The organism is Halomonas sp., assembly GCF_031581305.1.
In the GTDB taxonomy this organism is placed as follows: Bacteria; Pseudomonadota; Gammaproteobacteria; order Pseudomonadales; family Halomonadaceae; genus Halomonas.
Map to the genome: position 1 here is coordinate 1 of NZ_JAVLBC010000164.1, position 7,240 is coordinate 7,240.

Below are 7,240 nucleotides of genomic sequence, written 5' to 3' on the forward strand. Positions count from 1 at the left end.
ATCATGGTAATGCTGGGACAGGGTGCGCAACGGCTGGAAAAACTCCGGTGCCAGCAGGAGCACCAGCAGGCCACTGAACAGGGTCAGTTGACCGGACGGGCCGTAGTCGATGTAGCCCAGCAGCCCGAAGCCGACATAGATCGCCACCACAGCAATGGCGACCGAGGCGAAGAACTCCAGCACCGCCGAGGAGAGAAACGCCAGGCGCAGTGTGCGCATGCTACGGCGTCGGTAATCATCAGCGGCGGCATGTACCTCCCCCGTCGCTTCCCGGGTCCGACCGAACAACTGCAGGGTCGTGATGCCCCGAACCCGATCGATGAAGTGCCCCGACAGACGCGCCACAGCGGCGAACTGCTCTCGATTGAGCCGTTCGGCACCCATGCCGACAAGCGCCATGAAGGCAGGAATCAACGGCGCCGAGATCAGCAGGAAGAGGGCCGCCAGCCAGTCAAGCCAGAAGCTGGCCACCAGGATCATCAGAGGCACCGTCAGCGAGAGCCAGAGCTGGGGCTGGAAACGCGCGAAATAGCCATCCATCGCTTCCACCTGCTCCACCAGCTCACTGGCCACGGATGCCGAGTGCCGGGACGCCAGGCGAACCGGCCCCAGCCGTGCCAGGTGGTCAAGCAGCGCAAGGCGAGCGCGGTGGCGGATCGCCAGGCTGGCCGCCTGACCCAGCGTCTCCTGAACGTAGAGCATCAGGGACCGGAGGATGGCCGCGAGGAGGATGCCTCCCAGCAACGGAAGCAGGCCCGACAACGTCTGCGCCTCGACCAGCAGGCCACTGATGAAGGCTGCCAGCAGCGTCAGCTGAATCAGGGTCAAGCCACCTGCCAGGGTACCGGCCAGCACTGCAAGACGCAGCCGCCGGCGTTCGCCGGCGGCCAGGTCCGTTAAGTAGCGGCGCGCGGTCAGCTCGCCTGATGCCGCGTCGGGCGCGCCCATCGGCTCAGTGGTACCCCTCGCCGGGTCGCACCTTGCCGCGGAACACCCAGTAGGTCCAGGCGGTATAGGCCAGTACAATGGGGATCACGAAGAGAACCCCGATCAGCAGGAAGAGCTGCGAGCCCGGATCCGAGGCGGCATCCCAGATCGTGTAGTCGGGTGGCACGATCACCGGCCACTTGCTGACCAACAGCCCCAGGTAGGTGAAGAGAAACAGACCCAGAGTGGCAATGAAGGGCTGGCCCTCGCGATGCTGACTGACCGCGCGCCACAGCAGCGCCGCACAGACCAGCGCCAGCGCCGGGAAGACCCAGATCAGGTGCAGATGGCCGAACCAGCGATCACGAACGCCGAGATCGACGAACGGCGTCCATACACTGATGATCGCAAACACGGCCAGCACCGACAGCAGCAGGCGCGGCGCAAGCCGGTAGGCCCAGGCCTGGACCGCTCCCTCGGTCTTCATGATCAGCCAGGTGGCGCCCAACAGCGCATAGCCGGCCATCAGTCCCAGGCCGGTCAGCACGCTGAAGGGCGTCAGCCAATCCAGCGGCCCACCCACGTAGACGAAGTCTTCCACGGCGAAACCTTGGATGTAGGCCCCCACTACCACGCCCTGAGCGAAGGACGCCAGCGCGGACCCCCAGCAGAAGGCGCGATTCCACCAGCGACGGTTGCGGTGCGACTTGAAGCGGAACTCGAAGGCAATGCCGCGAAAGATCAGGCCGGCCAGCATCAGGAAGACCCCGATGTAGAGCGCCGGCAGGAACACCGAGTAGACCAGCGGGAAGGCCCCCAGCAGGCCGGCCCCGCCGAGCACCAACCAAGTCTCGTTGCCGTCCCAGACCGGCGCCACCGAGTTCATCATGACGTCGCGCGATGCCTCGTCCGGGGCAAAGGGAAAGAGAATCCCCACGCCCAGGTCGAAGCCATCCATCAGCACGTACATGATCACCCCGAAACCGATGATCACGGCCCAGATCAGTGTCAGGTCGAACATTACCATGGCTCAGCTCCTTCCCGGTTGGCGAGAGGCATCATCAAAGGGCACGTGCGCGGCCGAGAGAGGGCGCTTAGGCCGTTCCACCTCCTGGTCATGTGGTGCTTCGGGCAGCATGCCCTGGCGCACCACACGGGTCAGGTAGTAGACACCGGCCCAGAACACCCCCGTATAGACCGCGATGTAGCCGATCAGGGTAAACAGCGCCATCCCCCCGGTGAGCGACGGCGTCAGTCCCTCGGCATGGGTCATCATGCCGTAGACCATCCAGGGCGCCCGGCCAGTCTCGGTGACGAACCATCCCGCGAGGACCGCGATGAAGGGCGTCACGGTCATCACCCGCATCAGTTGCAGGAAGCCGCAATGCTCGAAGACCCGCCCGCCGCGGCGCAGCCAGAGCCCCGCCACGGAAACGGCGATCATGACCAAACCAATGCCCACCATCACCCGGAAAGACCAGAACACCAGCCATACCGGCGGCTGCTCCTGGGGCGGCACCTCGCTGATGCCGGGCACCTCGCCATCGGCATGGTGGGTCAGGATCAGGCTGGCCAGGCTCGGGATGCCGACCTCGAAGCGGTTCTGCTGGGCTTCCTGATCGGGCCAGGCGAACAGCAGCAGCGGCACATTGGAGCTGCGCTCCCAGTTGCCCTCCATGGCAGCGACCTTGGTCGGCTGATGTTCAAGCGTGTTCAGGCCGTGGAAGTCGCCCAGCACGGCCTGGGTCGGCGTGAGTACCAGCAACAGCCACAGGCACATGGAGAGCGCCTTGCGATTGGCCTCCACGTCGCGCTGGATGAGCAGGTACCAAGCGCTGACTCCGGCCACCACAAAGCCACCAGTCAGGAAGGAGGCCAGCACCATGTGCCAGAAGCGGTACCAGAAGGAGGGATTGAAGATCGCCTCGCTCCAGGAGGTGACATGGAAACGGCCATCGATGAGCTCGACGCCGGCCGGGGTCTGCATCCAGCTGTTGGCCGAAAGGATCCAGAACGAGGAGATGAAGGTACCCGTGGCCACCATGATGGCAGCGAAGAGATGGACGCCCTGCGGCACCTTGCCACGGCCGAAGAGCAGTACCCCGAGGAAGGCGGCCTCGAGGAAGAAGGCCGTGACCACCTCATAGCTGAGCACCGGGCCAAGGAAGTTCGATGCTGCCAGGGAAAAGTTGCTCCAGTTAGTACCGAACTGGAACGACATCACGATACCCGACACCACCCCCATGCCGAATACCACGGCAAACACCTTGGTCCAGAACAGTGCCAGGCGGTCCCAGGCAGGATTGTCGGTCTTGTAGAAGAGGCCATTGAGCAGAGCGATATAAGACGCCAAGCCGATGGTGAACACCGGGAAAATGGCGTGGAAGGCGACCACGAACGCGAACTGCAGTCGCGACAGCAGGAGAGGATCCAGTTCCATAACGCAAGCCTCATGACAGCGATGGACTCAGATACGTCGCAAGGGATGCGAATGCACGCTCCAGTGCGTGTTGTGCCTTCGGCCAGTCCGTTGCGAACCCGCCGTGACGCATTCCACCTGGACACTAATGACAGCATAAGCTTAATAATGGGTCATTGAGCGACGCATAAGCGATACACGATCAAGACCCCTTATGCTTAAGCTTATTCTGTACTTGTCATTATCCTACTCGTAAAGACCCGGTAACGGCAGGAAAGCTGGCCTTGAATTCTGTGTCGCAATGTCGCAGCCGCCGGATCACGCCATGCCGCCACGCAGCACCAAGTGCACCATCCAGGCAGTATAGCCAAGGAACATGGCCAGCAAAGCAGCGCCCTCGACCCGGTTGATGCGCCCCTCGCGCCCCCGCCAGCCCATGGCGAAGACCGCCATCATCATCGTCATGGCCATCATCAGGCTCCAGTCACGCAGCAGCACCTCGCGACCGGCGTCGATGGGCGCGATCACCCCGGCCAGGCCCACCACGCCCAGGGTATTGAAGAGGTTGGAGCCCACCACGTTGCCCAGCACAAGGTCGTGCTCGCGGCGGCGCAGGGCACTGATTGAGGAGGCGAGCTCAGGAAGCGAGGTGCCCACCGCCACAACGGTCAGGCCGATCACCAGGTCGCTGACGCCGAAACCCTGGGCGATGGCCACCGCGCCCCATACCAGGATGCGCGAACTCACCACCAGCAGCACCAGGCCGATGCCCGTCCAGACGAGCCCGGCCTTCAGCGACATGGGGTGGACTGCCAGGCTCTCCTCAGTGTCGCTGGAGAGGGGGTCGCTGCCATCGCGAAGCCCCAGATAGATGGAGACACCGATGAAGGCGGCCAGCAGACAAAGCAGCAGCAGCGCCTCGAGGCGCGTGATCATGCCGCCCCATAACAGCAGCGCGGAGAGCAGCGTCACGGCGCCCAGTACCGGCATCTCGCGACGCACCACGCCGGAGTGCACCGCCAGCGGCGAGATCAGCGCCACCAGCCCCAGGATCAGGCCCATGTTGGCAATGTTGGAGCCGTAGGCATTGCCCAGCGCCAGGCCGGGATTGCCCTGACTGGCCGCCAGGGCGGAGACCACCAGCTCTGGGGCCGAGGTGCCGAAGCCGATCACCAGCATGCCGATCAGCAGCGGTGACAGTCCCAGCCGGGCAGACGTCGCCGCGGCCCCATCGACGAAGCGCTCGGCGCCCCATACCAGCAGGAGCAGGCCTGCCAAGACCGCCAAGGCGGGAAGTAACATGTCGTCTCCTCGGGAACATTCAGGCCCGTATGTTTGTGTATGGTGTCGTTTGCGTCAACGTGCCAAACTGACTTTACGACATGTTTCGACCCCAGGAGACCCCATCGCGGTGCCCAGGCTTGCCTTTCGCGCCCCCATTCTGCCCCGGGGAGAACCGCTGGTGGAACGCTCGCCACCGCAGACTCACACGTCGCGGCGACGATTGCGGGCATGTCACGAATGCGACTGGCTGGTGGCCCTGCCGCCGCTGCATCCCGACGAGAAAGCGGACTGCCCGCGCTGTGGTCACACCCTGGCCAGCCGCCATTTCCGTCCAGCGCAGCGCAGCATGGCACTGGCCCTGGCCGCCCTGGTCGCGCTGGCGCTGGCGATCTCGTTCCCGTTCGTCAGCTTCAGCGTCGGCGGCATCGGCAACCGGATCGAGCTCTCCCAGACTGCCACCACCCTCATTGGTTTCGACCAGCCGCTGGTGGCCATCGCGGTGCTGCTGACCATCGCCGTCTTGCCCGCCGCCTACCTCGCCGGTGTGGTCTGGTTGCAGCTTGGCCTGCTACGCCAGAGCCCGTTGCCGGCCAGCCGGCGTATCGCCCGGTCATTGGCCCATCTGCACCCCTGGATGATGGCTGACGTCTTTATCGTCGGGGCCCTGGTGAGCCTGATCAAGGTTGCCGGCATGGCCGAAATCGAGCTGGGCATCGCCTTCTGGGCCTTCTGCGCTTTTGCCCTGCTGCTGCTTTTCACCACTCAATCGCTGGACGCCGACTGGATGTGGTTCTCACTGGCCGGCGAACCCCTTGCGCCGGAGGGTGCCAGGACCGGCGAACCCGCTGCCCCCCAGGGGCTGGCCGGCTGCGCCACCTGCGGTCTGGTCAACCGCCTGGATCGTCACGGCCACGGTCGTTGCCGACGCTGCGGCGAGCGCCTGCATACGCGCCTGCCCCATAGCCTGCAGCGCACCTGGGCGCTGCTGACCGCCGCCACGGTGATGTACCTGCCAGCCAACCTCTACCCGATCATGACCACCACGAGCCTGGGCCATGCCAGCCCCTCGACCATCATCGGCGGCATCGTGGAACTGGTCCAGATGGGCTCCTGGCCAGTGGCCGTAGTGATCTTCGTCGCCAGCGTGATCGTGCCGGTGGGCAAGCTGGTGGCGCTGGCGTGGTTGTGCCTGGTGGTCAAGCACAGTGATGAGCTCAACGCCGCGACCCGGACCCGCCTTTACCGCCTCACCGAATTCATCGGCCGCTGGTCGATGGTCGATGTCTTCGTGGTGGCGATTCTGGTGGCGCTGATCCGAGCCGGCGCGCTGATGTCGATCACCCCGGGGCCGGCGGCCCTGGCCTTCGGTGCTGTGGTGGTCAGCACCATGCTCGCCGCCATGACCTTCGACCCGAGACTGCTCTGGGATCCCCCCCTGCCGCGTGAATCCCGGTCCGCAAGCACCGCAAAAGGACAAGGAAGCCCGCGATGACCCCTGCCCCTGAAGTCCCCGGACGGGACAGCCACCGCGCCCGTGCCACCCCCCAGGCACGGCTGTCGCCGATCTGGATCGTGCCCCTCGTGGCGATCCTGATCGGCGCCTGGCTGGTCTATGACAACTACCGAAGTCGCGGCCCGCAGATCACCCTGGTCATGAACAACGCCGAAAGCATCGAAGCCGGCAGCACCCTGATCAAGACCCGCAACGTCGAGGTCGGACGGGTCGAGCAGGTTCAGCTGTCAGACGATCTTTCTCAGGCGGTGATCACCGCACGCATGGGCCCCGACACCGACGCCATGCTGGTCGAGGACAGCCGTTTCTGGGTGGTCAAGCCACGCATCGGGCGCGAGGGTATCAGCGGCCTGAATACCGTGCTCTCGGGCGCTTACATCCAGCTTGAACCGGGCCAGAGCGAGATCGATGCGCGGGAATTCGAGGTCAGCGACCAACCGCCGGTCTCCCCGGCCGGGGCGGAGGGGCTACGCATCAACCTGATCAGTCAGCTGGGCAACTCGCTCAACGTGGGCGACCCCGTCACCTACCAGGGGTTCATCGTCGGTCGGGTCGAGGAGGCCAACTTCGATGTCGACAGGCGTCGCATGGACCACCACATCTTCATCGAGAGCCCGTACCGTACCCTGGTGACCGACAACACCCGCTTCTGGTCGGCCAGCGGCTTCGATCTGCGGGTGGACTCGGAGGGCTTCCGCGCCAACCTGGAGTCCCTGGAGGTGCTGCTCGGTGGCGGGGTCACCTTCGGTGTGCCCGAGGATCTGAGGCGTGGTCGGCCCGTCGAGGCGGGCACCACCTTCGATCTCTATCCGGACGAGGACAGCGCGCGCCAGGGAACCTTCAACCGTTATCTGGAGTACGTACTGCTGGTGGAGGACTCCGTGCGCGACCTGAACCAGGGTGCCCCGGTGGAATTCCGGGGCGTACGCATCGGCACTGTCGCCGCAGTCCCCTGGAACTTCACCGCCCCCCAGCCAGGTTCGCGTTCGAGCTTCGCCATCCCGGTACTGATCCGCATCGAGCCCCAGCGCCTGGGGATCGACGCCCGGGAGCTCGACATCGAGGAGTGGCGGACGCGCTTCTCGCGCCTCTTCAAT

6 protein-coding genes are annotated in these 7,240 nt (G+C 64.9%); 2 read left to right on the forward strand and 4 right to left on the reverse strand.

Annotated elements, in window-relative coordinates; all coding sequences use genetic code 11:
* From RI841_RS12740 to RI841_RS12755, 4 genes are all read right to left on the reverse strand, one after another.
* The coding region (locus tag RI841_RS12740; protein ID WP_310705986.1) for an ABC transporter transmembrane domain-containing protein at positions 1-948 on the reverse strand (948 nt) is incomplete at its 3' end.
* A 4-nt stretch (positions 949-952) separates the two neighbouring features.
* Positions 953-1,954: a cytochrome d ubiquinol oxidase subunit II gene (cydB, locus tag RI841_RS12745; protein WP_310705987.1), complete on the reverse strand. Its 1,002-nt coding sequence runs from the start codon at positions 1,952-1,954 to the stop codon at positions 953-955.
* 3 nt (positions 1,955-1,957) lie between these two features.
* Positions 1,958-3,367 (reverse strand): cytochrome ubiquinol oxidase subunit I, encoded by a 1,410-nt coding sequence (locus RI841_RS12750; protein WP_310705988.1) that lies wholly within the window; start codon positions 3,365-3,367, stop codon positions 1,958-1,960.
* A 297-nt stretch (positions 3,368-3,664) separates the two neighbouring features.
* Positions 3,665-4,648: a calcium/sodium antiporter gene (locus RI841_RS12755; RefSeq protein ID WP_310705989.1), complete on the reverse strand. Its 984-nt coding sequence runs from the start codon at positions 4,646-4,648 to the stop codon at positions 3,665-3,667.
* Positions 4,649-4,757: 109 nt separating this feature from the next.
* Here RI841_RS12755 and RI841_RS12760 point away from each other — a divergent pair, with 109 nt between their 5' ends.
* Complete coding sequence (locus RI841_RS12760) at positions 4,758-6,122, forward strand: paraquat-inducible protein A (RefSeq protein WP_310705990.1); 1,365 nt, start codon at positions 4,758-4,760, stop codon at positions 6,120-6,122.
* Positions 6,119-7,240, forward strand: a 1,122-nt coding sequence (gene pqiB, locus RI841_RS12765) for an intermembrane transport protein PqiB (RefSeq protein WP_310705991.1), incomplete at its 3' end; no start/stop codon positions are given. The genes RI841_RS12760 and pqiB, both read left to right, overlap by 4 nt.

What these genes read in the sequence shown, in the direction of transcription:
- RI841_RS12755 (WP_310705989.1), bottom strand. Translation starts at nt 4,648, where the DNA reads ATGTTACTTCCCGCCTTGGCGGTCTTGGCAGGCCTGCTCCTGCTGGTA.
- cydB (WP_310705987.1), bottom strand. Translation starts at nt 1,954, where the DNA reads ATGGTAATGTTCGACCTGACACTGATCTGGGCCGTGATCATCGGTTTC.
- RI841_RS12750 (WP_310705988.1), bottom strand. Translation starts at nt 3,367, where the DNA reads ATGGAACTGGATCCTCTCCTGCTGTCGCGACTGCAGTTCGCGTTCGTG.